The 22,326-nt window shown below is 72.0% G+C and carries 23 protein-coding genes; 12 read left to right on the forward strand and 11 right to left on the reverse strand.

The features are described 5' to 3' along the window. Positions 1-58 precede the first annotated feature (58 nt). From ACWEOH_RS18950 to ACWEOH_RS18965, 4 genes are all read right to left on the reverse strand, one after another. Positions 59-451: a VOC family protein gene (locus tag ACWEOH_RS18950; RefSeq protein ID WP_452033610.1), complete on the reverse strand. Its 393-nt coding sequence runs from the start codon at positions 449-451 to the stop codon at positions 59-61. A gap of 145 nt (positions 452-596) precedes the next feature. Next, positions 597-1,979: an MFS transporter gene (locus ACWEOH_RS18955; protein WP_452033612.1), complete on the reverse strand. Its 1,383-nt coding sequence runs from the start codon at positions 1,977-1,979 to the stop codon at positions 597-599. 46 nt (positions 1,980-2,025) lie between these two features. Continuing rightward, on the reverse strand, positions 2,026-3,030 hold the full coding sequence (gene glpX / locus ACWEOH_RS18960) for a class II fructose-bisphosphatase (RefSeq protein WP_187432735.1): 1,005 nt from the start codon (positions 3,028-3,030) through the stop codon (positions 2,026-2,028). A 211-nt stretch (positions 3,031-3,241) separates the two neighbouring features. Next, positions 3,242-4,234 carry a fructose-bisphosphatase class II gene (locus ACWEOH_RS18965; RefSeq protein WP_452033614.1) on the reverse strand — a complete coding sequence of 331 codons (993 nt, stop codon included), beginning with the start codon at positions 4,232-4,234 and terminating at the stop codon, positions 3,242-3,244. A 115-nt stretch (positions 4,235-4,349) separates the two neighbouring features. Between ACWEOH_RS18965 and fbaA the strand changes: the two genes are divergently transcribed. Both fbaA and ACWEOH_RS18975 read left to right on the forward strand, forming a co-directional pair. Continuing rightward, positions 4,350-5,378 (forward strand): class II fructose-bisphosphate aldolase, encoded by a 1,029-nt coding sequence (gene fbaA / locus ACWEOH_RS18970; protein ID WP_452033616.1) that lies wholly within the window; start codon positions 4,350-4,352, stop codon positions 5,376-5,378. 8 nt (positions 5,379-5,386) lie between these two features. Further along, a complete protein-coding gene (locus tag ACWEOH_RS18975) occupies positions 5,387-5,986 on the forward strand; it encodes a DUF6264 family protein (protein WP_452033617.1) in 600 nt (199 codons plus the stop codon). Positions 5,987-6,055: 69 nt separating this feature from the next. Here ACWEOH_RS18975 and ACWEOH_RS18980 read toward each other — a convergent pair whose 3' ends face one another. Next, positions 6,056-7,102, reverse strand: coding sequence for a 4-hydroxy-3-methylbut-2-enyl diphosphate reductase (locus tag ACWEOH_RS18980; RefSeq protein WP_452033921.1), 1,047 nt, complete (start codon positions 7,100-7,102; stop codon positions 6,056-6,058). Positions 7,103-7,189: 87 nt separating this feature from the next. Here ACWEOH_RS18980 and xseA point away from each other — a divergent pair, with 87 nt between their 5' ends. The 6 genes from xseA to ACWEOH_RS19010 all read left to right on the forward strand — a co-directional run bounded on the left by xseA (position 7,190) and on the right by ACWEOH_RS19010 (position 12,289). Further along, positions 7,190-8,494: an exodeoxyribonuclease VII large subunit gene (xseA, locus tag ACWEOH_RS18985; protein ID WP_452033619.1), complete on the forward strand. Its 1,305-nt coding sequence runs from the start codon at positions 7,190-7,192 to the stop codon at positions 8,492-8,494. 10 nt (positions 8,495-8,504) lie between these two features. After that, complete coding sequence (locus ACWEOH_RS18990) at positions 8,505-8,753, forward strand: exodeoxyribonuclease VII small subunit (RefSeq protein ID WP_148734415.1); 249 nt, start codon at positions 8,505-8,507, stop codon at positions 8,751-8,753. Then, positions 8,753-9,394, forward strand: a complete 642-nt coding sequence (locus ACWEOH_RS18995) for a DUF4245 domain-containing protein (RefSeq protein WP_452033621.1) — start codon at positions 8,753-8,755, stop codon at positions 9,392-9,394. Before ACWEOH_RS18990 ends, ACWEOH_RS18995 begins: the two co-directional genes overlap by 1 nt. 38 nt (positions 9,395-9,432) lie before the next feature. Then, positions 9,433-10,092 carry a carbonic anhydrase gene (locus ACWEOH_RS19000; protein ID WP_452033623.1) on the forward strand — a complete coding sequence of 220 codons (660 nt, stop codon included), beginning with the start codon at positions 9,433-9,435 and terminating at the stop codon, positions 10,090-10,092. Positions 10,093-10,158: 66 nt separating this feature from the next. Beyond that, on the forward strand, positions 10,159-11,571 hold the full coding sequence (locus ACWEOH_RS19005; RefSeq protein WP_452033625.1) for a class II fumarate hydratase: 1,413 nt from the start codon (positions 10,159-10,161) through the stop codon (positions 11,569-11,571). 91 nt (positions 11,572-11,662) lie between these two features. After that, positions 11,663-12,289 (forward strand): MSMEG_1061 family FMN-dependent PPOX-type flavoprotein, encoded by a 627-nt coding sequence (locus ACWEOH_RS19010; protein WP_452033627.1) that lies wholly within the window; start codon positions 11,663-11,665, stop codon positions 12,287-12,289. Positions 12,290-12,339: 50 nt separating this feature from the next. Here the strand turns inward: ACWEOH_RS19010 and ACWEOH_RS19015 are convergent, their stop codons facing one another. From ACWEOH_RS19015 to ACWEOH_RS19025, 3 genes are all read right to left on the reverse strand, one after another. Further along, positions 12,340-13,719, reverse strand: a complete 1,380-nt coding sequence (locus ACWEOH_RS19015; RefSeq protein ID WP_452033629.1) for a PhoH family protein — start codon at positions 13,717-13,719, stop codon at positions 12,340-12,342. 374 nt (positions 13,720-14,093) lie between these two features. After that, entirely contained in the window at positions 14,094-15,212 is a 1,119-nt protein-coding gene (locus ACWEOH_RS19020) for an aminotransferase class V-fold PLP-dependent enzyme (RefSeq protein WP_452033631.1), read from the reverse strand. 58 nt (positions 15,213-15,270) lie between these two features. Then, a complete protein-coding gene (locus ACWEOH_RS19025) occupies positions 15,271-16,056 on the reverse strand; it encodes an isoprenyl transferase (protein ID WP_452033633.1) in 786 nt (261 codons plus the stop codon). Between the two features lie 72 nt (positions 16,057-16,128). Between ACWEOH_RS19025 and trhA the strand changes: the two genes are divergently transcribed. Then, on the forward strand, positions 16,129-16,932 hold the full coding sequence (trhA, locus tag ACWEOH_RS19030) for a PAQR family membrane homeostasis protein TrhA (RefSeq protein ID WP_452033635.1): 804 nt from the start codon (positions 16,129-16,131) through the stop codon (positions 16,930-16,932). Positions 16,933-16,987: 55 nt separating this feature from the next. On the opposite strand, the gene ACWEOH_RS19035 is transcribed toward trhA, so the two are convergent. Continuing rightward, positions 16,988-17,344: a hypothetical protein gene (locus ACWEOH_RS19035; RefSeq protein ID WP_452033637.1), complete on the reverse strand. Its 357-nt coding sequence runs from the start codon at positions 17,342-17,344 to the stop codon at positions 16,988-16,990. A gap of 131 nt (positions 17,345-17,475) precedes the next feature. Here ACWEOH_RS19035 and ACWEOH_RS19040 point away from each other — a divergent pair, with 131 nt between their 5' ends. Both ACWEOH_RS19040 and greA read left to right on the forward strand, forming a co-directional pair. Then, the gene (locus ACWEOH_RS19040; protein ID WP_452033639.1) at positions 17,476-17,886 is read left to right on the forward strand and encodes a DUF4307 domain-containing protein; all 411 of its coding nucleotides are present in this window, start codon (positions 17,476-17,478) and stop codon (positions 17,884-17,886) included. A 57-nt stretch (positions 17,887-17,943) separates the two neighbouring features. Beyond that, positions 17,944-18,435 (forward strand): transcription elongation factor GreA, encoded by a 492-nt coding sequence (gene greA, locus ACWEOH_RS19045; RefSeq protein WP_452033641.1) that lies wholly within the window; start codon positions 17,944-17,946, stop codon positions 18,433-18,435. A gap of 133 nt (positions 18,436-18,568) precedes the next feature. On the opposite strand, the gene ilvA is transcribed toward greA, so the two are convergent. Then, positions 18,569-19,807, reverse strand: coding sequence for a threonine ammonia-lyase (gene ilvA, locus ACWEOH_RS19050; RefSeq protein ID WP_452033643.1), 1,239 nt, complete (start codon positions 19,805-19,807; stop codon positions 18,569-18,571). Between the two features lie 4 nt (positions 19,808-19,811). Further along, positions 19,812-21,035 (reverse strand): AI-2E family transporter, encoded by a 1,224-nt coding sequence (locus tag ACWEOH_RS19055; RefSeq protein WP_452033645.1) that lies wholly within the window; start codon positions 21,033-21,035, stop codon positions 19,812-19,814. Positions 21,036-21,115: 80 nt separating this feature from the next. Between ACWEOH_RS19055 and ACWEOH_RS19060 the strand changes: the two genes are divergently transcribed. Beyond that, positions 21,116-22,324 carry a winged helix-turn-helix domain-containing protein gene (locus tag ACWEOH_RS19060; RefSeq protein ID WP_452033647.1) on the forward strand — a complete coding sequence of 403 codons (1,209 nt, stop codon included), beginning with the start codon at positions 21,116-21,118 and terminating at the stop codon, positions 22,322-22,324. The last annotated feature ends 2 nt before the right edge of the window (positions 22,325-22,326 follow it).

A 22,326-nucleotide genomic window follows, 5' to 3' on the forward strand; every position in this document is an offset into this window, starting at 1 on the left:
GCCGCGCCGCCGACTCAGCTCCGACCAGCCGTTGCCGCCTGACGCCACCTTCGGCGGGTCAGTCCTCGATGACGCTGATGACGTTCGCGGCCGGGTCGCGGAACCACGCGATGTTCGGGCCCGGGTTGTCCTCCGAGCTGCGAGAGATCCCCCGCTCGTCGGTCCCGAAGTCCAGGTCACCCGAGTAGATCTTCGTCACGACCCCGGCCGCGTTCAGCTCGTCGACCGCGCGGTCGATGTCCTCGACCACGAGGTTCAGGATCGTGAACGTCGCCGGTTCGTGGTCGTCCTTCTGGTAGACGAACACCACCTGGCCCGACGGCAGGGTCACGTTCAACGAGCCCATCGGCGCGTCCTCGACCGACAACCCGAGCTTCGTCCCGTAGAACTCGCGCGCGGCGCCGAGGTCGTCGACGCTGAATCCCGGGAATGCATCCTTGATGCTGACCACGAAACGTCCTCCCCTTCGTATCCGTACCCGCCACGCTTCCACACGGGGGCCGCGGCGTCGAGGGTCCGCCCGCGTTCATATCTCGATGGTGCTCGGCACGTTCCCGCCGGATCGCGGAACCAGGCGATGCCCCAGGCGTCGGGGATCAGCCCGGTTCGGGATCGACGCGCTCCGTCGCCTCGGCGCGAGGATGACGTTCGTCTGCCGGCGGATCGAAGCCGGCCGCGGCTCCCGGCCCGGTCACGGCGGTTTCATCGGGATGACCGTCGAGCGGATGCGCGAGCTCGTCCTGCCCGAGTCTCGCCGAGGCGAGCGTGATCACCGCGAGGAGCGGCGGCACCAGGCCCGCGATGAGGAAGGCGGGCGCCAGCCCGAGCCATTCGCCGAGCGGACCGGCCACCGCCATCGAGATCGGCATGAGCGCCAGCGACACGAAGAAGTCGAGGCTCGACACGCGGCCGAGCATCGCCGGCGGCACGCGCCGCTGCAGGAGCGTGCCCCACACCACCGAGGCGCCGTCGAAGAGGAAGCCGACGATGAACGTCGCGACCACCATGACCCACAGCCACGGGGTCACGCCGATGAGCGCGAGCGGGATGCATCCGAAGCCCCACGCGATGATCATGAGCGTCAGGTAGCGCCGCGGCAGCGGGAACGACGCGACGAGCAGCGATCCGACGGCGCCGCCGATGCCGAAGGAGGCGAGCACGAGCGCGAACTCGCCGGCCCCGCCGCCCGCCTGGTCGCGGACCGCGAACGGGATGAGCACCTCGATGGGCCCGATCACCACGAGCACGAGCAGGATCGAGAACGCGAGCGTCGCGAAGAGCCACCGCGTGCGCAGCAGGTACCCGAAGCCGTCGCGGAAGTCCGTGAACATCTGTCGCAGCGGGTGCGCATCGACGTCGTCGAGCTCGCGGCGCACTGCCGTGGTGCGCATGATGGCGAGCCCCACGATGGCGACGAGCTGCAGCACCGCGACCGTCAGGAACGCCAACCACGGCGCCTGCACCGCGATGAGCGCGCTCGCGACCGCCGGACCCGCGGCGTTCTGCGCCACCGGGCGCAGCACGCCCTCGACCCCGTTCGCGGCGAGCAGCTGGTCGGCCGGCAGCAGGGCGGGCAGCCAGGCGGAGTACGCCGGGTAGAAGAAGCCGTCGGCGACGCCGAGCACGAACGACAGCACCGCCAGCTGCCACACCTCGATGACGCCCGACACGGCGAGGAGTCCGGCCACGGTGAAGACGACCGCGCGCGCGACCTCGACGACGAGCAGGATGCGCCGTTGCGGCACGCGGTCGGCCACGACCCCGCCGACCAGCACGGCGAGCACGAGGCCAAGGCTCGCCCCGACCGCGACGATCGAGAGGTCGACGGGCGAGCCGCCGAGCTCGATTACCTGCCACGCGGCCGCCACGATCCACGCCCCGGCCGAGAGTAGCGACGCGGCGAGCGCGACGACGAGCAGCCGGTACTGGCCCGAGGCGAACGGGCGCAGGGCGCGCGGCAGCTTCGTCGCGTCGGTCATTCCGCCATTCTGGCGGGTCCCGCCCACATCCGCCCGCGGAATCGGGTCAGCGGTCGGCTTCGTCGAGCCACTTCTCCACGAGGTGGTCGGCCACGACGCGGCGGATGGTGCCCGACTTGCCGCGCAGCACGATCGACTCGGTGCGGATGATCGGGCCCTTCTTGCGCACGCCGTCGACGAGCTCGCCGTCGGTCACGCCCGTGGCGACGAAGAACGTGTTGTCGCTGCGCACGAGGTCGTCGAGCTCGTAGACCTGGTCGCAGTCGAGACCCGCCGCCTCGCCGCGGGCGCGCTCGGCGTCGTCCTTCGGCGCGAGCCGGCCCTGCATGAATCCGCCGAGCGCCTTGATCGCGCACGCGGTGGTGATGCCCTCGGGGCTGCCGCCGATGCCGACGCACATGTCGATGCGCGACTCGTAGCGGGCCGCGTTGATGCCGCCGGCCACGTCGCCGTCGCTGATGAGGCGCGTGCCGGCGCCGGCCGCGCGGATGTCGGCGATGAGCTGCTCGTGCCGCGGGCGGTTGAGCACCGCGACCCGGAGCTCGCCGACCTCCTTGCCCTTGGCGGCCGCGAGCGCGCGGAGGTTCTCGCCGATCGGCTTGCGGATGTCGACGACGCCGATGCCCGCGGCATCCGTGACGATCTTGTCCATGTAGAAGACGGATGACGCGTCGAGCATCGTGCCGCGGTCGGCGACCGCGATCACCGACAGCGCGTTCTGGCGGCCCGCCGCCGTGAGCGAGGTGCCGTCGATCGGGTCGACGGCGATGTCGCAGGCCGGACCGCGGCCGTTGCCGACTCGCTCGCCGTTGAAGAGCATGGGCGCCTCGTCCTTCTCGCCCTCGCCGATGACCACGACGCCGTCGAAGTTGACCGTGCCGAGGAACGCCCGCATGGCGTCGACCGCCGCGCCGTCGGCCGCGAGCTTGTCGCCGCGCCCGATCCACGGGTACGAGCGGATGGCGGCGGCCTCGGTGGCCCGCACCAGCTCGAGCGCGATGTTGCGGTCGGGGTGCAGGTAGAGGCTGCTTTCGGTGTCGGTGCTCACGATCGGGGTCCTTCCCGGGGTCGTCGGTCGGAGGTCGCGGCCGGAATGGCATCCGCGAACCGGTGCCGAGCCTGCTTCGAGCTTAACGATTCCACCCGTGGGAAAACGTATTCCCGACCGCGGATGACGTGAAAGTTCGTGCGTTCTTAACGGTCGTGCCGATCGGGTCCAACGGTCGCGCGCGACGACGCTGAACGGTCGGGCCCGACCGCCCTCAACGACCGGCGCCGGCGACCGCGCCGTCGTCCCCGACGAGCAGCTCCGACCACTGCGGCGCGCGCCCCGGCCCGACGTGCCACGACGCGACTCGGATGCCGCGGGCCTCGCGCCGTGCCGCCTCGAGCACGCCGTCGGCCCCCGGCCGGCACGCCGTGACCGCGCTGAGGAACAGCCACGCGGGGCTCGGGCAGAGGTCGTCGATCGCGAGCCGCGTGGTCGCCGAGCGACCGGATGCCGCGAGCCGCTCCGCCTCGCCGGCGGACTGCGGCGCGTACGACGCGACCATGTCAGCGCCGAGCGCCCGCACGGCGGCGGCCGTCAGCAGTCCCTCGGGTGCTCCCCCGATGCCGGTCACCACGTCGAGGTCCGTGCCGGGCTGTGCGGCGCGCAGCGACCGCTCGATGTCGCCGTGCTCGAACGGCACTACGGTCGCCCCCGCCGCACGGGCGCTCGCGGCGACGTCGGCGTTCCGGGGCCGGTCCTGCACCGCGACGCGCACGTCGGCCGGCGCCACGCCGCGCACCTCGGCGAGGCGCGCGACCAGCCGGTCGATGGGCAGCCCCGCGGCATCCGGCAGCCACGTGACCTGCTTCGCGAGGTAGTGCGCCGGGCCGAGGTCGGCGAAGCCGCCGCGACCGGTGACGGCGAGCACGGCCATCGCCCCGTCGCGACCGGATGCCGCGAGCCGCGTGCCGTCGACCGGGTCCACCGCGAGGTCGAGGGCGAGACCGCCAGTGCCGAACCGCTCGCCCGGCGCGAGCATCGGCGCCGCGTCCTTCTCGCCCTCACCGGCGACGACGCGACCGTCGACGGCGAGGGTCGCGAGCGCGGCCCGCAGCGCATCCACCGCGGTGCCGTCCACGGCCATGCCGTCTCCCGAGCCGACGAGGGGCACGACGGATGCCGCGGCCGCCGCCGTCGCATCCCGCAGCCCACGCGCCACCGCGTCGTCGAGGTCGGCGATGGACTCGGCGCGTGGGGAGGTCATCCGTCCATCCTGCACGGCGCCGACCGACCCTGCCGCCCGTCACGGGCGACCTGAGCACTCCTCGCCACCTCGCTAGACTCGTCCCCGAACCCAACGTCACCTTCGAAGGAGCACCATGCCCATCGCAACCCCGGAGCAGTACGCCGAGATGCTCGACACCGCCAAGGCGAAGGGCTTCGCCTTCCCGGCGTTCAACGTCTCCTCCTCGCAGACGCTCAACGCGGTGCTGCAGGGTCTGGCCGAGTCGGGCTCCGACGGCATCATCCAGGTGACCACGGGCGGCGCCGACTACTTCGCCGGCCACACCGTGAAGGCCCGCTCCGCCGGCGCGCTGGCGTTCGCGCGGTTCGCGCACGAGGTCGCCAAGTCCTACCCGATCACGGTCGCGCTGCACACCGACCACTGCCCGAAGAACGCGCTCGACGACTTCGTGTTCCCGCTCATCGCCGCCTCCGAGGAGGAGGTCAAGGCCGGCCGCAACCCGATCTTCCAGTCCCACATGTGGGACGGCTCGGCGGTCCCGCTCGACGAGAACCTCGAGATCGCCAAGGAGATCCTCCCCCGCATGAAGGCCATCAACGCCGTGCTCGAGGTCGAGATCGGCGTGGTCGGCGGCGAGGAGGACGGCGTCAGCCACGAGATCAACGAGCACCTCTACACGACGCTCGACGACGCGATCAAGACGGTCGAGGCGCTCGGCCTCGGCGAGAACGGCCGCTACATGGCCGCGCTCACGTTCGGCAACGTGCACGGCGTGTACGCCCCCGGCAACGTGAAGCTCCGCCCCGAGCTCCTCAAGGAGATCCAGGACGGCCTCGCCGCGAAGTACAGCACCGGGCCGAAGCCGCTCGACCTCGTCTTCCACGGCGGATCGGGCTCGACCGACGAGGAGATCGCCGAGGCCGTGCGCAACGGCGTCGTGAAGATGAACATCGACACCGACACGCAGTACGCGTTCACGCGCTCGATCGCCGGCTACATGTTCGACAACTACGACGGCGTGCTGAAGGTCGACGGCTCGGTCGGCAACAAGAAGCTCTACGACCCGCGCGCCTGGGGCAAGGTCGCCGAGTCGGCGATGGCCGTCCGCGTCGGCGAGTCGACCCGCCAGCTCGGCTCGGCCGGCCAGTCGATCAGCGCGTAGGCACACGGATGTCGCAGGACGAGGCCGCTCGCACGCCCGACGCCCCCGGTCAGGGTGGCGCCGCCGACGAGCGGCCTCGTCCGCGCTACGGCGAGTATGCACCCGATGGGTGGACGTGGCAGCCGCCCGCCGACGAGTCGGCGCCACCCGTGCAGCCGGCCCCTCCGGCGCAGCCCACCGCGCCCCCGCCTCCGCCGGCTCCGGTCGCGCTGCCCGGCGAGCGCCCGCCCAGCGCCGTCGATCGCGTCGTGACCATCGCACTGCTCGCACTCGGCGCGTTCGGCGCGATCAACACCGCGGCGAGCCTGCAGGTGCTCCCGCAGCAGGTCTCCCTCGTCTACGAGCAGCAGGGCGTCGGCGACTTCACGCCGCCCGAGTGGCTGCCCACGCTCACCATGGTCGGCACGGTGCTGCAGCTCGCGCTCTACGCGGCGACGCTCGGCTGGTCCATCCTGCGCCTGCGCGCCCGCAGGACGGCGTTCTGGGTGCCGATCCTCGGCGGCGTGCTGTCGCTCGTGCTCATGATGGTGCTCGTGTCGATCGTGTTCCTCAACGATCCGACGTTCGTGGCCTACATCGAGCGCATGGGGGGCACCACCGCGCCGTAGCGCCGCTGCGCGGCCCGCATCGCGCGCCGGGACCTCGCCGGCGGCATCCGTCATGCCGCGCCGTCGCGCTCAGGCGTCGGCGTTCGCGCGCGAGCGCCCACCGAGGGCACGGGCGTCGCGGTTGCCGCTGAGGTCGCGGCGCAGCTCCTTCGGCAGCGAGAACATGAGGTCCTCCTCGGCCGTCTTCACCTCGGCGACGTCGGCGTAGCCGGCGTCCTCCAGTTCGAGGAGCACCTCCTTCACGAGCCCCTCGGGCACGGATGCCCCGCTCGTCACGCCGACCGTCGACACGCCGTCGAGCCACTCCTGCTTGATCTCGGTCGAGTAGTCCACCCGGTATGCGGCCTTCGCGCCGTTCTCGAGGGCCACCTCGACGAGGCGGACGCTGTTCGACGAGTTCGCCGAGCCGACCACGATCACGAGCTCGGCCTCCTGCGCGACCTTCTTGATCGCGACCTGGCGGTTCTGCGTGGCGTAGCAGATGTCGTCGGAGGGCGGGTCCTGCAAGGCCGGGAAGCGCTCGCGCAGTCGCCGCACGGTCTCCATGGTCTCGTCGACCGACAGGGTGGTCTGCGACAGCCAGACGACCTTCTCGGGGTCGCGCACCTCGATGTTCGGCACGTCGTCGGGGCTGTTCACGAGCGTGACGTGGTCGGGCGCCTCACCAGCGGTGCCCTCGACCTCCTCGTGCCCCTCGTGGCCGATGAGCAGGATCTCGTAGTCGTCGCGCGCGAAGCGCACGGCCTCGCGGTGCACCTTCGTGACGAGCGGGCAGGTCGCGTCGATCGCGTGCAGGCCGCGGTCGGCCGCCGAGTTCACGACGGCGGGCGAGACCCCGTGCGCGCTGAACACCACGTGGGCGCCCTCGGGCACCTCGTCGACCTCGTCGACGAAGATCGCGCCCTGCTTCTCGAGCTCGGTCACCACGTGGATGTTGTGCACGATCTGCTTGCGCACGTAGACGGGCGCGCCGTAGTGCTCGAGCGCCTTCTCGACGGCGATCACGGCGCGGTCGACGCCCGCGCAGTAGCCCCGCGGCGCCGCGAGCAGCACCCGCTTGGGTCGGGGGGCGGGGATATCCTTGAGCCGGCCGCGAACGCCCGGCATCCTGGGCATCCCGAGGCCGATTCGCGGGGCATCCGTCGTGCTCGTCACGGTGTCCATCCTACGCGGGCGATGCTGGGCGGGCGGCGGGAGGCCCCTATGACCGACGCACAGGCGACGCGCGAGCATCCGTGGCCCGTCGCGCTGCTCTCGGCGAAGCTCAAGGAGTACCTCGACCGGCTCGGCACCGTGTGGGTCGAGGGCGAGATCACGCAGTGGGGCGTCTCGGGCGGCAACGTCTACGGCAAGCTGAAGGACCTCGAGACCGACGCCACGATCTCGTTCACCATGTGGTCGTCGGTGCGCGCGCGCCTGTCCGAGCAGTTCAAGCAGGGCGACCACGCGGTGCTGCTCGCGAAGCCGAGCTGGTGGGTCAAGGGCGGCACGCTCTCGATGCAGGTCTACGACATGAAGCACGTCGGCCTCGGCGACCTGCTCGAGCGCCTCGAGCGCCTGCGCCGGCAGCTCGCCGCCGAGGGCCTGTTCGACGCCGACCGCAAGAAGCGCCTCCCCTTCCTGCCGGCGGTCGTCGGCCTCGTCACGGCGCGCGACAGCGACGCCGAGCAGGACGTGCTGCGCAACGCCCGCCTGCGTTGGCCCGCGGTCGAGTTCCGCACGGCGTACGCGTCGGTGCAGGGAGACCGCACCGCGCCCGAGGTCGTCGCGGCGATCCGGCGCCTCGACGCTGATCCCGCGGTCGAGGTCATCATCGTCGCGCGCGGCGGCGGCGACTTCCAGAACCTGCTGGGGTTCAGCGACGAGCGGGTGGTGCGGGCGGCGGCCGCGGCATCCACCCCCATCGTGTCGGCCATCGGCCACGAGGCCGACCGGCCGCTGCTCGACGACGTCGCCGACCTCCGAGCCTCCACGCCGACGGATGCCGCGAAGCGCGTCGTGCCCGACGTCGCCGAGGAGCTCCTGCGGGTCGAGCAGGCCCGCGCCCGCCTCGGCATGCGGCTCTCCGCGCTGCTGTCGCGCGAGATCGACCGGATCGGCCACCTCCGCGCCCGCCCGGCCCTCGCCGACGCCGGCTGGATCGTCGACCGACGCGCCGAGGACCTCACGCGCTGGGTCGCGCGCGGCACCGAGCTCGTCGAGCGCTGCATCGAGAAGCAGACGGCCCGAGTCGGCGAGCTCCGGGGCCACCTGCGCGCACTGTCGCCGCAGGCGACGCTCGACCGCGGCTACGCCATCGTGCAGGGACCCGACGGACACGTGCTGCGGGCGCCGGCCGGCGCGCCCGAGGGCGCGACCCTCACCCTCACGCTCGCCGAGGGCGTGCTCGGCGCGGTCTCCACCGGACCGGCGCCGCACGACCTCCGCGAGCCCGCGCCGTCCACCGGCGGTGCAGGGCGCCCCACGGGCGCGGACGGCGGCGACGGCGGGGTCGGCGCCGCCGAATAGAATGGGTGGCATGCCCCCCACCACCGATGTCGCCGAGTTGAGCTATGAGCAGGCGCGCGACGAACTCGTGCAGGTCGTCGCCGAGCTCGAGCAGGGCTCCGCGACCCTCGAGCAGTCGCTCGCGCTCTGGGAGCGCGGCGAGGCGCTCGCGGCGCGGTGCGAGGAGTGGCTCATCGGCGCGCGTGCGCGCCTCGACGCGGCGCGCGCCGGAGCCGGGCGCGGCACGCCCGCGGCATCCGACGACCCCGGCGCCCGCTGATGGCGCAGCGACCGCCGCGCGAGGTGGCCGAGCTCGGCCGCCCCGAGACCCCTGACGAGACAGCCGCCCGCAAGGCCGAGAACTCGCGACTGCACCGACAGCGGCAGACGGTGCTCAACCTCGTGCTCGCGCTCGGCGCGAGCCTGCTGGTCGTGCTCGTGATCGTGCTGATCGTGCCGCGCTCCGACACGGCCCTCGAGCGCGACGTCGACGTCGCCCCCATCGCCGAGCAGGCGCAGGTCGCGATCGACGACCCGCTCGCGGTGCCCGAGCTGCCCGAGGGGTGGCGCGCGAACGCCGCCGAGCTGCGCACGTCGCAGGTCGACGAGGTCACCGCCTGGTACGTGGGCTACCTCACGCCGAGCGACGAGTACATCGGCATGTACCAGGGCTTCGAGGCCAACCCCACGTGGGTGGCGGGCCTGCTCGCCCGCACGCTCGCCACCGGCACCACCACCATCGACGGCGTCGAGTGGACCGTGTACGACAACCGCGACACGGGCGACGACGTGGGCAACGCCGAGTACGGACTCGCCACCGAGGCGGGCGACAGCACGTTCGTCCTGCTCGGCACCGGCACGCCCGAGGAATTCGAGGCACTGGCGACCGCCCTCACCCCCACCATCGACGCACTGCGCTGATCCGAAGCCGAGCCCGACCCGCCCCGAGAGGAGCCGCTGTGAGCGAGCAGCCGACCGAACGCCGAACCGAGTCCCCCGCCGAGGCCTGGCGCGAGCTGCGAGCCGGCAACCAGCGGTTCATCGCGGGTGAGCCGCGGCATCCGCGTCAAGACGTCGATCGCCGGCGCGAGCTCGCCCAGGTGCAGCGGCCGCTGGTGGCGATCTTCGGATGCTCCGACTCGCGCCTTTCCGCCGAGATCATCTTCGACATCGGGCTCGGCGACGCCTTCGTGGTGCGCAACGCGGGGCAGGTCGTCTCGGACTCGGCGCTCGGCTCGCTCGAGTACGCCGTCGGCGTGCTGGGCGTGCCCCTCATCCTGGTGCTCGGCCACGACCACTGCGGCGCGGTGCGTGCGGCGATCGAGTCGCAGGGCGCCGACGCCGCGCCGCTGCCGCCGCACATCGCGTCGCTCGTCGGCAAGATCGTCCCCGCGGTGCGACGCGTCGCCGGGGTCGAGCCGGGCGCGTCGATCGAGGTCGACCACATCGACGCGGCGTTCGTCGGTCGCGAGCACCTGCGCGACACCGTCGCCGAGATGCTCGAGCGATCCGAGGTGATCGGCGACGCGGTGGCAGCGGGTACGCTGGCTGTCGTGGGCGCGAACTACCGGCTCGTCGAGGGCCGCGCCGAGACCGACGTCGTCCTCGGCCGCATCTGACGCCGCCCAGCCGCGCGAGCGGCTTCCGGCCGGGGCATCCGGCACGCAACCGAAGGGGAACACACCGTGGTGGACAACGCCGCCGAGTACCGCATCGAGCACGACACCATGGGCGAGGTGAGGGTGCCGGCCTCGGCGCTCTATCGGGCGCAGACGCAGCGCGCCGTCGAGAACTTCCCCATCTCGGGCTCGGGCCTCGAGGTCCAGCAGGTCCAGGCCCTCGCCCGCATCAAGAAGGCCGCTGCGCAGGCGAACGCCCGCCTCGGCGTGCTCGACCCGGCGATCGCCCGCGCGATCGAGGACGCCGCCGACGAGGTCATCTCCGGCCGCCACGACGTCGTCGCGCACTTCCCGGTCGACGTCTACCAGACCGGCTCCGGCACCTCCTCGAACATGAACATGAACGAGGTGCTCGCCACGATCGCGACCGAGAAGCTCGGCTCGCCGGTGCACCCGAACGACCACGTGAACGCGTCGCAGTCGTCGAACGACGTCTTCCCGACGTCGGTGCACATCGCCGTGACCGCGGCCCTCATCGACGACCTCGTCCCCGCGCTCGACCACCTCGCGGTCGCGCTCGAGGCGAAGGCCGAGCTGTGGGCCGACGTCGTCAAGGCCGGCCGCACGCACCTCATGGACGCGACGCCCGTCACCCTCGGCCAGGAGTTCGGCGGCTATGCCCGCCAGGTGCGCCTCGGCATCGAGCGCGTGCGCACGGCCCTCCCCCGGGTCGCCGAGGTCCCGCTCGGCGGCACCGCGGTCGGCACCGGCATCAACACGCCAGCGGGCTTCCCGCAGCTCGTCATCGAGCTGCTCCAGCAGGAGACCGAGCTGCCGATCACCGAGGCGGTCGACCACTTCGAGGCGCAGGCCAACCGCGACGGCCTCGTCGACGCATCCGGCGCCCTGCGCACCATCGCCGTCAGCCTCACGAAGATCTGCAACGACCTGCGCTGGATGGGCTCGGGCCCGAACACCGGCCTCGGCGAGCTGAGCATCCCCGATCTGCAGCCCGGCTCGTCGATCATGCCCGGCAAGGTGAACCCCGTCATCCCCGAGGCGGTGCTCATGGTCTGCTCGCGGGTCATCGGCAACGACGCCACGATCGCGTGGGCCGGGGCATCCGGCTCGTTCGAGCTCAACGTGCAGATCCCCGTCATGGGCACCGCGCTGCTCGAGTCGATCCGCCTGCTCGCGAACTCGACGCGCGCGCTCGCCGACAAGACCGTCGACGGCCTCGAGGCGAACCTCGAGCGCACCAACGCGCTCGCCGGCATGTCGCCGTCGATTGTCACGCCGCTCAACAAGCACATCGGCTACGAGAACGCCGCGAAGATCGCGAAGCACTCGGTCAAGAACGGCATCACCGTGCGCGACGCCGTCGTCGACCTCGGCTTCGTCGAGCGCGGCGAGCTCACCGAGGAGCAGCTCGACGCGGCCCTCGACCTGCTGTCGATGACGCGGCCGCCGAAGGCGTAGCGCAGCACGAGACTCATGAGGAGGTCGGATCCACGGATCCGGCCTCCTCTCGCGTCGGTGCCTCCTCACGCCCGGGCGTAGCGTGGGAGCCATGGATCACGGAGGAACCCCGGTCACGTCGGTCGCCGAGCTCGAGGAGCTCGTCGGGCAGCCGCTGCCCACGGCGCGGAACAAGGTGCGCGGCCGGCTGCACGAGCTCGACCGCGCCTGGCTCGCCGCCTCCCCGCTGTGCTTCATCGCGACCGCCGACGCGGAGGGCAACGCCGACGTCTCACCGAAGGGCGATCCGCCCGGGTTCGCGCTCGTGCTCGACGACGCGACGATCGCGCTGCCCGAGCGGCCGGGCAACCGCCGCGCCGACGGCTTCCACAACGTCCTCGCGAACCCGCACGTCGGGCTCGACTTCGTGATCCCGGGCCGCGGCGACACGCTGCGGGTCAACGGCCGTGCCCGGCTCCTGCGCGACGTGCCGTACGCCGAGCGGATGCGCGTCCGCACCCACGTGCCGACGCTCGTGCTCGAGGTCGCGATCGACGAGGTGTTCTTCCACTGCTCGAAGGCGTTCCTGCGCTCGAAGACGTGGGATCCGACCACCTGGGCCCCCGATGCCGCACCCCGTCGCCCCGTCATCGCCCGCACGCTCGAACGCCCCGACGACTCGCTCGAGGTCCTCGAGGAGTACTACGGGCCGTCGTACGGGGAGCGGATCTACGGCTGACTCCTCCGCTCGCGGGGCGGCCCCCACCGCCCCGCGAGCTTCAGGAGAAGTCAGGTGAGCTCGGCCCCGTCGAGCATCTCCGAGACGAGCGCGGCGATCGCCGAGCGCTCCGAGCGGGTGAGCGTGACGTGGGCGAACAGCGGATGCCCCTTCAGCGTCTCGATGACGCTCGCGACGCCGTCGTGGCGGCCGACGCGCAGGTTGTCGCGCTGGGCGACGTCGTGGGTGAGCACGACCCGCGAGTTCTGGCCGATGCGGCTCAGGACCGTGAGGAGCACGTTGCGCTCGAGCGACTGGGCCTCGTCGACGATCACGAACGCGTCGTGCAGCGAGCGGCCGCGGATGTGCGTGAGCGGCAGCACTTCGAGGATGCCCCGGTCGACGACCTCGTCGAGCGCGTTGTCGGAGACCACCGAGCCGAGCGTGTCGAACACGGCCTGGCCCCAAGGGTTCATCTTCTCGCCCTGGTCGCCCGGCAGGTAGCCGAGCTCCTGCCCGCCGACCGCGTACAGCGGGCGGAACACCATGATCTTCTTGTGCTGCTGCCGCTCGAGCACCATCTCGAGGCCGGCGCACAGCGCGAGCGCCGACTTGCCGGTGCCGGCGCGGCCGCCGAGCGAGAGGATGCCGATCTCGGGGTCGAGCAGCAGGTCGATCGCGAGCCGCTGCTCGGCCGAGCGACCGTGCACGCCGAAGATGTCGCGGTCGCCGCGTACGAGGCGCACCTCGTGGTCGCCGACGACGCGGCCGAGGGCCGACCCGCGCTCCGAGTGGATCACGAGGCCCGTGTTGACGGGCAGCGCCTCGACCTCGGTCGTCTCGAGCCGCTCGTGCTCGTAGAGCTTCGCCATGTCGTTCGAGCCGAGCGAGAGCTCGGCCATGCCGGTCCAGCCGGAGTCGGGGGCGAGCTCGGCGCGGTACTCCTGGGCGTCGAGGCCGATTGACGCGGCCTTCACGCGCAGCGGCAGGTCCTTCGAGACCACCGTGACGGCGACGCCGTCGTTCGCGAGGTTGGCGGCGCAGGCGAGGATGCGCGAGTCGTTGTCGCCGAGCTGCAGTCCGCTCGGCAGCACCGAGGGGCTCGAGTGGTTGAGCTCCACGCGCAGCGAGCCGCCCTCCCCGACCGGGATCGGGAAGTCGAGCCGCTCGTGCTCGACGCGCAGCTCGTCGAGGATGCGCAGCGACTGGCGCGCGAAGTACCCGATCTCGGGGTCGTTGCGCTTCGCCTCGAGCTCCGTGATGACGACGACAGGAAGGACCACCGCGTGCTCGGCGAAGCGGAACAGCGCCCGGGGATCCGACAGGAGCACCGAGGTGTCGAGCACGTACGTCCGCACGGATTGCGCGGCACCCGTGGGTGCCGCGCCTTCGGGCCGCGATGCGCGACCGGTGTTCCGACCGACGGACTTGGAGGTATCGAGTGAGGCCACAATCGCTCCCGCCCCGAGCTTCCGCTCGGCTTTCGCGCCGGCCGGCGAATCCCTCCACGAGCGCTTCACGAAGCCGACTCGATCAGGCACCTTGCCCGATGGGTTGAGCGTACGTCGGCGCACCGACACCGATGGTTCCGACACGCGAAACGTTCACACCGTGTTCACAAAGCGTCGACCGGATCGCATCCGCGACCCTGCCGCTCGAATCCCGTTCGTGCGCTGGAATCCCGATGGAACGGGATTCCACGGCGTGAGCGGGATTCCGCCGTGCCACGCCACTTCGTGACGAACGAGAGCACGGATGCCGCGGCATCCGACGGCGCGAGCGAGCGGGCGGATGCCGCGGCATCCGCTGGGCTCGGTGGCGACGCTCAGTACGACGCGGCCGTGCCGTACGACACGAACGCCGCACGCAGCATGTCGAGGGTCTCCTCGGTGGTCGCCGCGTGCATGCTGAGGCGCACCTGCCCGTTGCGGGTCGTGGCGGTCACGCCGTGGTTGTGCAGCGACGCCGTGAGGTAGGTGACCTGGCCGGCGGGGGGCTCGAGCACCACGATGCCCGCGCGCTCCTGCTCGTCGCGCGAGCTGACGACGGCGAGCGCGAACTCGTCGGCGAGCTCGATGACGCGGCTCACCCAGCCGGTGATGGCCGCGTTGATCGCGGGTACGCCCGCGGCGGCGATGTCCTCGAGCGCGGCCGCGAACCGCGCCTCGGCGATGGGATCGGGGTTGGACACGCGGTAGGCGCGCGCGTCGGGCGCGGGCGGCGGAACGTGCCCCCAGGGCTCGTCCTCCTCGGTGCCCGTGAAGCCCGAGAACACGGGCGTGAGGCGCTCGAGCGCGCGCTCCGACAGCGCCATGATGCCCGTGCCCCAGCCTGCGCGGCACCACTTCTGGCCGCCCGTCAGCACGACGTCGGCCGCGGCCCACGGCGCGTCGACGACGCCGAAGCCCTGGATCGCGTCGACGACGAGCAGCCGGTCGCCGATGACCTGGCGGATCCCCTCGATGTCGCAGAGGTAACCCGTGCGCGAGTCGACCAGGCTGACCGCGACGGCCGCGACGTTGGTCTCGAGCTGCTCGCGGATCTGCCCGGGCGTGACCTTGCCGTGGTCGGTCTCGAGCCACACGGGCTGCACCGAGTGCAGCGCTTCCTGCGCACGCACGGCGGCGATCGGCAGGCTCGGGAACTCTCCCGGCGACAGCAGCACGCTGCCGGTGAGCCCGAACATCGCGTGCATGATGCCCTGCGACGTGTTCGGCTGGAACACGACCTGGTCGGCCGGGAACCCGGTCAGGGCGGATGCCGCGGCGCGCACCCGGGCGTCCTGCTCGGCGAACACGTCGACGCTGCCGTGGCGCGCGCGCTCGAGCACCTGGGTGAGCGCGAACGCCTCCTCGGCGGCCGGGGTCGCGAGCGGACCGAACCGGCCGTAGTCGAGGTAGCCGGGCTCCTCGGTGAAGCCCGCGATGAATGCGTCGATCGTCACGTACGCCCCCTTCTCCGAGCCTCATCATGGCAGAACGGGAGCCCGGGAAAGAACGGGGTCAGCCGCCGAATCTGCGGTGGCGCTTCTCGTAGTCGCGCAGCGCGCGCAGGAAGTCGACCTGGCGCAGGTCGGGGCCGAGGGCTTCGACGAAGTAGAACTCGCTGTGCGCGGCCTGCCACAGCATGAAGTCGCTGAGCCGCTGCTCGCCCGACGTGCGGATGACGAGGTCGGGATCGGGCTGCCCGCCGGTGTAGAGGTGCTCGCCGATCAGGTCGGGCGTGAGGCGCTCGGCCAGGTCTTCGAGGCTGCGGCCCTCGGCGTGGTGGGAGGCCACGATCGAGCGCATCGCGTCGGTGATCTCCTTGCGCCCGCCGTACCCGACGGCCAGGTTCACGTGCAGGCCGCGCTTGTCGGCGGTGCGGTGCTCGGCCGCGTCGAGCGCGGCGACGAGCGGCTCGGGCAGGCCGGCATCCGACCCGACGTGCTGCACCCGCCAGTCGCGGTAGTGCGAGAGCTCCTCGGCGAGCTCGGCGATGATCTCGAACAGGTCGGAGAGCTCGGCGCTCGGCCGGTTGCCGAGGTTGTCGCTCGAGAGCAGGTAGAGCGTCACGACCCTGATGCCGAGGTCGTCGCACCACTCGAGGAACTCGCGCATCTTCGCGGCGCCCGCCCGATGCCCGTGCGCCGCGGAGTCGTAGCCGAGCTGCTTCGCCCAGCGCCGATTGCCGTCGATGATCATCGCGACGTGCTGCGGAAGGGCCGCGGGATCGAGGCCGCGGCGGAGCCGGTTCTGGTAGAGGCGGTAGAGGATGCCGCGACCGAGGGGCTGATCGCTCGTCTGCACGGCACTACGCTACCCCGCCGCGACTGCCGGGCTCACAGCGGATCGTGATCGGGGACGCCCTACGCTGTCTCCATGACCCCGAAGCGCCACCGCGATGCCGGCACCCTCGCGGACGACCTCAACGGCCCGGTCGCGCCCGACGACACGGCGGATGTCGCGATCAGTCGCGAGGCGCACGGGCCCGACCTGCCCAACATCCCGCTCCTCGACGACTCCATCACCTACACCGCGGAGGTCAAGCCGAAGTGGCGCGGCTGGATCCACGCCGGCACCTTCCCGGTGACGATCGCGGCGGGCATCGTGCTCATCGTGCTCGCCGAGGGACCGTGGGCGAAGTGGGCGAGCGCGGTGTTCATGCTCACGTCGATGCTGCTGTTCGGCAACTCGGCGCTCTACCACCGCTTCAACTGGAAGCCGCGCACCAAGGTCGTGCTGAAGCGCATCGACCACGCCAACATCTTCCTGCTCATCGCGGGAACGTACACGCCGCTCGCGCTCCTCGCACTGCCGCCCGACAAGGGCTTCGTGCTGCTCGCCATCGTGTGGGGCGGAGCGCTGCTCGGCATCGGCTTCCGGGTGTTCTGGATCACCGCGCCGCGCTGGCTCTACGTGCCGATCTACCTGCTGCTCGGCTGGGCCGCGGTCATGTACCTCGGCGACCTGCTCGCGGCGAGCGTCGCGATGATGGTGCTCGTCATCGTGGGCGGCGTGCTCTACACGATCGGCGCCGTCGTCTACGGGCTGAAGAAGCCCAACCCCTGGCCCGGCACGTTCGGGTTCCACGAGATCTTCCACACCTGCACGGTGCTGGCGTTCATGTGCCACTGGACGGCCACGCTGCTCATCGCCATCGCACCCGCGTACCACGCGGCCTGACGGGCCGCGGCACGTTCCGGCCCGGCCCTCGGCCCGGTGACCCGGGGCTGCCGAGCTAGCGTGTGGGCGGCTCGTCGTCGTCGGAACCCGCCGGGCGCCCGTCGCGCGGGCGGCGGCCCGTGGCATCCGTGCCGTCGACGTCGTCGAGGTCGTCGAGCGGGTCGCGCTCGAGCCCGCTCTCGAGGAACTCCCGCTCGAGGCGCTCGGCCTCGAGCTGCTCGCGCACCTCGGCACGGTAGTTCACGCGACGGATGCGACGCACCATGTCGAGCACGAGCAGCACGACGACCACCATGATGACGAACGTGAGCACGAAGCCCCAGACGCCGGGGGTGACGGTGTTCGGGTCGAACTCCTCATCGGGCTGCTCCGTCGCGGCGCGGACGAGGGCGGGCAGGACGGCAGCGATCACGAGCGTGCTCCGACGATGGAACAGGCGGGCACGGCGAGCATCGGACTCACTTTCACCGAGGATCTCGGCTTCGCGGGGCGGGGTTAGGCTTGATCCAAGCCTAGACGATCGAGGGTGGAAGGAGCCGGGCGGTGGCCGAGCAGCAGACCGACGCGCTCGCCGCGCGCTACGGCCGCAACCCGCGCAACCGCACCCGCGATCGGTGGCTCATCGTCGGCGCGGCCATCGCGTTCGCGGTGGTGCTCGTCGCGTGGGTGGTCTGGGCAGGGCTCGACGGCCAGAAGCCGACGGTGCAGGCCACCGACACGGGCCACCGGCTGCTCAACGACGAGCGCGCCGTCGAGGTCAGCTGGACCCTCTCGGTGCCCCCGGGCAACGCGACGGCGTGCGTCGTGCAGGCGCTCGACGAGGACTTCACGGTCGTCGGCTGGCGGGTCGTCGAGATCCCGGCATCCGACCGGCACCTGCGCACGTTCACCGAGCGCGTCCGGGTCGCCCGGGAGGCGAACACGGGTTTGATTTCGAGCTGCTGGCTCACCTAATATGGGGCATTCGCCCCGGCAGACGTCGGGGCGTCACGTCTATTTCAGGAGTGCACCATGGCGCAGGACGCCACCGTCACCTGGCTCACGCAGGAGGCCTTCGACCGACTCGCCGGCGAGCTCGAGCAGCTCTCGACGCACGGCCGCGAGGAGATCGCCAAGCGCATCGAGGCCGCGCGTGAGGAGGGTGACCTCAAGGAGAACGGCGGGTACCACGCCGCGAAGGACGAGCAGGGCAAGCAGGAGGCCCGCATCCGCCAGCTGACGCAGCTGCTCCGCACCGCGCAGGTCGGCGAGGCGCCCGAGTCGTCGGGCGTCGTCGAGCCCGGCACGGTCATCACCGCGGTCATCGCGGGCGACGAGGAGCGGTTCCTCATCGGCAGCCGCGAGATCGCCGGCGACTCCGAGCTCGACGTCTTCAGCGAGTCGTCGCCGCTCGGCGCGGCGATCCTCGGCCTGAAGGTCGGCGACTCGACGAGCTACACCGCGCCCAACGGTCGCGAGATCTCGGTGCAGGTCACCGGCGTCGAGACCTGGGGCGGCCAGTAGGCTCCCCTCACACGGAACGTCCGACGGCCCCTGCGCAGTGCGCGGGGGCCGTCGTCGTCGGCCAGGCGCGATCGGATGCCGCGGCGCGACGCGGCGGCATCCGTGCGCCGTCGTTCTGCTGTCGCGCCCGTGCTCAGTCGACCTCGACGCGCGGCTCGTAGCCGGCCCGGCGCAGCACGTCGACGACCGCGGCTCGGTGCTCGGGACCACGGGTCTCGACCGACAGGCGCAGCTCGACCTCGGTGATCTGCATGCCCGATCCGTGCCGCGTGTGCAGCACCTCGACGACGTTGGCGTTCGCCTCGGCGAGGAGTGCCGCGACCCGGGCGAGCTGGCCGGGGCGGTCGGGCAGCCCGACGCTGATGGTGAGGTACCGGTCGGATGCCGCGAGCCCGTGCGCGACCACGCGCTGCATGAGCAGCGGATCGATGTTCCCGCCCGAGAGCACCGCGACCACGGGCCCGTCGGACTGCACGGCGCCCGTCATCATCGCGGCCACGGCGACCGCACCCGCCGGCTCGACCACGAGCTTGGCGCGCTCGAGCAGCACGAGCAGGGCGCGGGCGATGTCGTCTTCGGTGACGGTCACGACCTCGTCGATCGTGTCGCGGATGATCGCGAAGTTCAGCTCGCCCGGGCGGTAGACGGCGATGCCGTCGGCGATGGTCGGCACGACCGGCACCTGGCGCGGCTCCCCCGCCGCGAGCGAGGCGATGTAGGGCGCCGCGTTCTCGGCCTGCACGCCGACGATGCGCAGCGGACGGCCCTCCTTCGCGGCCTGCTGCTTCGCCGCGCTGGCGATGCCGGCCGCGAGGCCGCCGCCGCCGATGGGCACGACGATGGTCGTGGCGGCGGGCGCCTGCTCGAGGATCTCGAGGCCGAGCGTGCCCTGGCCCGCGATGACGTCGGGGTGGTCGAAGGGCGGGATCATGACGGCGCCCGACTCGGCGGCGAACGCCTCGGCCGCCTCGATGGTCTCGCCGATGGAGTCGCCGACGAGCATGACGTCGGCGCCGTAGGCACGGGTCGCGTCGAGCTTCGGCAGCGCGACGCCGACGGGCATGAAGATCGTCGCGCGGATGCCGAGCTCGCGGGCCGCGTACGCGACGCCCTGGGCGTGGTTGCCGGCCGACGCCGCCACGACGCCGCGCTCGCGCTCGGCGTCGCTCAGGGCCGCGATGCGGTTGGAGGCGCCGCGGAGCTTGTAGGAGCCCGTGCGCTGCAGGTTCTCGCACTTGAGGTGCACGGGCACGCCGAGCCGCTCGGCGAGGAACTGCGAGGACTCCATGGGCGTGCGCCGGGCGACGCGCGACACGACCTCGCGCGCGCGCTCGAACTCGGCGAGACCCGGACCCGGGATGGTCGTGATCACTCGTTCATTCTCCTCGCTGGTAGCCGGGTCGTTGCGGCACGGTGCGCCAGAGCGGCGAACGCGCCTCGGTCGCGGGAGGGCCGGGCTCTCCCTTCCAACTGCCGCCGGCGATGTAGATGATCATCACGTTGACGACCGCGGCGACGGGCACGGCGAACAGCGCACCGGGGATGCCGGCGAGGAGCGACCCGGTGGCCACCGCGACGACGACCCCGAGCGGATGCACCTTGACGGCCGTGCCCATGATGAGCGGCTGCAGGATGTGCCCCTCGACCTGCTGCACGAGCAGCACGACGCCGAGCATGATGAGCGCGATGACCCAGCCGTTGTAGATGAGCGCGACGAAGACCGCGAGCGCACCGGTGACGACCGCGCCGACGATCGGGATGAACGAGCCCAGGAAGACGAGGATCGCGATCGGCACGGCCAGCGGCACACCGAGCAGGAACGCGCCGAGGCCGATGCCGATGGCGTCGATCGTGGCGACGAGGATCTGCACCTTGACGAAGTTCTGCAGCGTCGCCCAGCCCGCCTGGCCGGCCCCGTCGACGGCCGCTCGGGCGCGCTTCGGGAAGACGCCGACGATCCAGCGCCAGATGTGCTTGCCGTCGATCAGGATGAAGAGGGTCGCGAAGAGCGCCAGCAGCATGCCCGCGAGGAAGTGCCCGAGCGTCGAGCCGAGCGAGAGCGCGCCGGTCACGAGGACGCTGCTGTCCTGCTGGATCGACTCGAAGATCTGCCCCGCCCAGTCGTTGAGCTGCTGCTCGGTGATGTGGAACGGGCCCTCGAGGAGCCACGCGCGGAACTCGTCCCACGCGGTGATGCTCTGCGCGACGAGCTCGTCGCGATCGCGCGCGATGAACGAGATCCCGACGGCGAGCAGTCCGCCGACGACGATCAGCGTGGAGAGCATCGCGACCGTGACCGCGAGCCACTTCGGCCACCGGTGGCGCTGGAGGAACTGGGAGAAGGGCACCAGCAGGGCGCCGAGCAGCACCGCGACGAGCAGCGGGATGACGATGAGGCGCAGCTGGATGATGAGGAAGATCACGACCGCGAGCACGCCGCCGATGAGCAGGAGCCGCCACGACCAGGCCGCGGCGATGCGCATGCCGAACGGGATGGAGTCGGTGGCGTCCCGGTGCGGCGGCGCGGGCGGCGACGCGCGCTCGGCGGCTCGCCGTCGCTTGACGAACCTGCCCCGCCCCTGGTCGCTCGACCCCGTCATCGCTCCAGTCTAGGCGGGCCGCATTCCGGGCAGGGCATGCGCCGGACGCTGTCGGTGGCCCCCGATAGGGTCGGAGGATCATGGTCGACACCGTCAGTCCCGCCCTCGCGCGGCGCATCGCCCTGGCTGCCCAGGGCTTCGGACGCCCGGCCGCCGCCGAGCCGGGCCTGCGCCAGGTCGCCGGCCTCGTCGACCGGCTCGGCGTGCTGCAGATCGACTCGGTCAACGTGTTCGAGCGCAGCCACTACCTGCCGGCGTTCAGCCGCCTCGGCGCCTACGACCGAGGCCTGCTCGACCGGCTCACCACGGGCCGCCGCGGGCGCATGGTCGAGGCCTGGGCCCACCAGGCCGCCTTCATCCCGCGCGAGCTGTGGCCGCTGTTCGAGTTCCGCCGCGAGGAGTACCGGCAGAAGGGCAGCGAGTGGAACGGATGGCTCGTCGAGAACCGCACGCTCGCCGACTGGCTCCGCGGCGAGCTCGCGGCCAACGGCCCCATGCGGGCGAGCGAGATCGAGCACGACGCCAACGAGCGGCGCGGCCCGTGGTGGGGCTGGTCCGACGTCAAGCGCACGCTCGAGTGGATGTTCCGCGTCGGCGAGGTGGTGTGCGTCGAGCGCGTGCGGTTCGAGCGCGTGTACGCGCTCCCCGAGCAGGCGCTCGCCGCTGAGCTGCTCGAGTCGGCGCCGCCCGAGGCCGACGCCGTGCGCGAGCTCGTGCGCCGTGCGTCGATCGCACTCGGCATCGCGACCGAGGCCGACCTCGCCGACTACTGGCGCATGCTGCGCGCGCCCGTGCGCGTCGCCGTGGGCGAGCTCGTCGAGGCCGGCGAGCTGATGCCCGTCGAGGTCCCCGGGTGGACCACGGGCAGCCGCGCCACGCCCGCGTGGGTGCATCGCGACGCCCGCCGGCCGCGCCGTATGGAGGCGGCCGCCGTGCTCTCGCCGTTCGACCCGGTGGTGTGGTTCCGGCCGCGCACCGAGCGGTTGTTCGACTTCCACTACCGCATCGAGATCTACACGCCCGAGCCCGAGCGCAAGTTCGGCTACTACTCGCTGCCGGTGCTCATCGATGACGACGTGGTCGGCCGCGTCGACCTCAAGAGCGATCGCAAGGCCAAGGTGCTGCGCGTGCAGTCCGCCTGGATCGAGCACGGAGCCCCCGCCGAGACGGCGGCGCGGCTGCTGCCCGTGTTGTGGCAGGCGGCCGCATGGCAGGGCCTCGACGAGGTGCAGGTCGTGGGCCGCGGCGACCTCGCGCCGGCGCTCATGGCCGAGCTCGCAGCGGCATAGGG

Source organism: Agromyces sp. NPDC004153 (assembly GCF_053603635.1).

Coding starts and splice junctions, on each gene's coding strand:
- ACWEOH_RS19010 (WP_452033627.1), top strand. CDS start 11,663: ATGGATCACGGAGGAACCCCGGTCACGTCGGTCGCCGAGCTCGAGGAG.
- ACWEOH_RS18980 (WP_452033921.1), bottom strand. CDS start 7,102: ATGCCCAGGATGCCGGGCGTTCGCGGCCGGCTCAAGGATATCCCCGCC.
- ACWEOH_RS19055 (WP_452033645.1), bottom strand. CDS start 21,035: ATGACGGGGTCGAGCGACCAGGGGCGGGGCAGGTTCGTCAAGCGACGG.
- trhA (WP_452033635.1), top strand. CDS start 16,129: ATGACCCCGAAGCGCCACCGCGATGCCGGCACCCTCGCGGACGACCTC.
- ACWEOH_RS18975 (WP_452033617.1), top strand. CDS start 5,387: ATGTCGCAGGACGAGGCCGCTCGCACGCCCGACGCCCCCGGTCAGGGT.
- ACWEOH_RS19060 (WP_452033647.1), top strand. CDS start 21,116: ATGGTCGACACCGTCAGTCCCGCCCTCGCGCGGCGCATCGCCCTGGCT.
- fbaA (WP_452033616.1), top strand. CDS start 4,350: ATGCCCATCGCAACCCCGGAGCAGTACGCCGAGATGCTCGACACCGCC.
- ACWEOH_RS18955 (WP_452033612.1), bottom strand. CDS start 1,979: ATGACCGACGCGACGAAGCTGCCGCGCGCCCTGCGCCCGTTCGCCTCG.
- ACWEOH_RS18995 (WP_452033621.1), top strand. CDS start 8,753: ATGGCGCAGCGACCGCCGCGCGAGGTGGCCGAGCTCGGCCGCCCCGAG.
- xseA (WP_452033619.1), top strand. CDS start 7,190: ATGACCGACGCACAGGCGACGCGCGAGCATCCGTGGCCCGTCGCGCTG.
- ACWEOH_RS18990 (WP_148734415.1), top strand. CDS start 8,505: ATGCCCCCCACCACCGATGTCGCCGAGTTGAGCTATGAGCAGGCGCGC.
- greA (WP_452033641.1), top strand. CDS start 17,944: ATGGCGCAGGACGCCACCGTCACCTGGCTCACGCAGGAGGCCTTCGAC.
- ACWEOH_RS18965 (WP_452033614.1), bottom strand. CDS start 4,234: ATGACCTCCCCACGCGCCGAGTCCATCGCCGACCTCGACGACGCGGTG.